This window comes from Streptomyces sp. 8K308, from assembly GCF_004348315.1.
Taxonomy (GTDB): domain Bacteria; phylum Actinomycetota; class Actinomycetes; order Streptomycetales; family Streptomycetaceae; genus Streptomyces.
In genome coordinates, this window is sequence record NZ_SMKC01000642.1 from 1 (window position 1) to 1159 (window position 1159).

2 protein-coding genes are annotated in these 1159 nt (G+C 74.7%); both read right to left on the reverse strand.

The annotated features are described in order from the left end of the window. Positions 1-93: 93 nt before the first annotated feature. On the reverse strand, positions 94-984 hold the full coding sequence (ligD, locus tag E1265_RS36375; RefSeq protein WP_132935199.1) for a non-homologous end-joining DNA ligase: 891 nt from the start codon (positions 982-984) through the stop codon (positions 94-96). Continuing rightward, complete coding sequence (locus E1265_RS40530) at positions 981-1079, reverse strand: hypothetical protein (RefSeq protein ID WP_279571503.1); 99 nt, start codon at positions 1077-1079, stop codon at positions 981-983. The genes ligD and E1265_RS40530 overlap by 4 nt, the downstream gene beginning before the upstream one ends. Positions 1080-1159: the final 80 nt, after the last annotated feature.

A 1159-nucleotide genomic window follows, 5' to 3' on the forward strand; every position in this document is an offset into this window, starting at 1 on the left:
GGGGAAACCCCGCGCGGAGCGCCCGGGCAAGGGCCGGCCGGCCGGGCCAAGGCGCTCCGCGCGAAACGCGCGGGAAGGACGCGCGGGCGCGCGTCAGCGTGGGCCGAGCGCGGACGCGCCCTCGCCGGCGGCCAGCGCCGCCAACAGCTCGCCGTGCTCGGCCAGTCGCCGTGGCACGTCCGGCAGTCGGATGTCCAGCTCCGCCGGATCCCCGCAGGAGGCGACCTCGTCCCACGTCACCGGCGCCGACACCGTCGGCGCCGGCCGTGCCCGCAGCGTGTACGGCGTGGCCGTCGTCTTGCGCGCCGCGTTCTGACTGTGGTCGATGAAGACCCGGCCTGGCCGCAGGCGGCGGGCCATCGCCGCGATGACGAGGTCCGGCAGGGCCCTGGTGGCCTCGGTGGCCAGCAGCCGCGCGTAGTCGGAGGATTCGGCGGACGGTGCCGGCCGCAGCGGGCACAGCAGGTGCAGCCCCTTGGCGCCCGAGGTCTTGACGTAGGCGGTCAGCCCGTCGTCGGCCAGCCGGTCCCGCAGCCACAGCGCCACCCGGCAGCAGTCCACGATGGTGGCCGGGTCGCCGGGGTCGAGGTCGAAGACGAGCCGGTCGGCCACTCCGGGGTCGGTGATCCGCCACTGCGGGGTGTGCAACTCCACCACCAGGTTGGCCACCCACACCAGGCTCGGCAGGTCCTGCACCAGCACCTGCCGCATCGTGCCGCCGCCGGAGCGTGGGACGTCGCGCGTGGTCACCCACTCCGGGGTGCCGGGCGGCACGTGCTTGGTGAAGAACCGCTCACCCTCGGGCCCGTCCGGATACCGCAGCAGGCTCAGCGGCCGGTCCCGCAGGTGGGGGAGGATGACGTCGCCGTGGGTCGCGTAGTAGTGCAGCACCTCGCCCTTGGTGGTGCCGTCCGGGTAGATGACCTTGTCCAGGTTGGACAGCGAGAGCCGGTGGCCGTCCACGGTGACGACCTGGGACGTCATGCCGCGAGCGCCCTGATCAGCTCCTCGCGGTTCATCGAGGAGCGGCCGGGGATGCTGGCCTCGGTGGCCCGCTGGTACAGCTCGGACTTGCTCATCTCCTCGAGCTCGGCCCGCCGCCGGTCCGCGCGGTCCCGGTCCCGGTCCCGGTCCCGGGCGCCCTTGCGCCCGCCGGCCC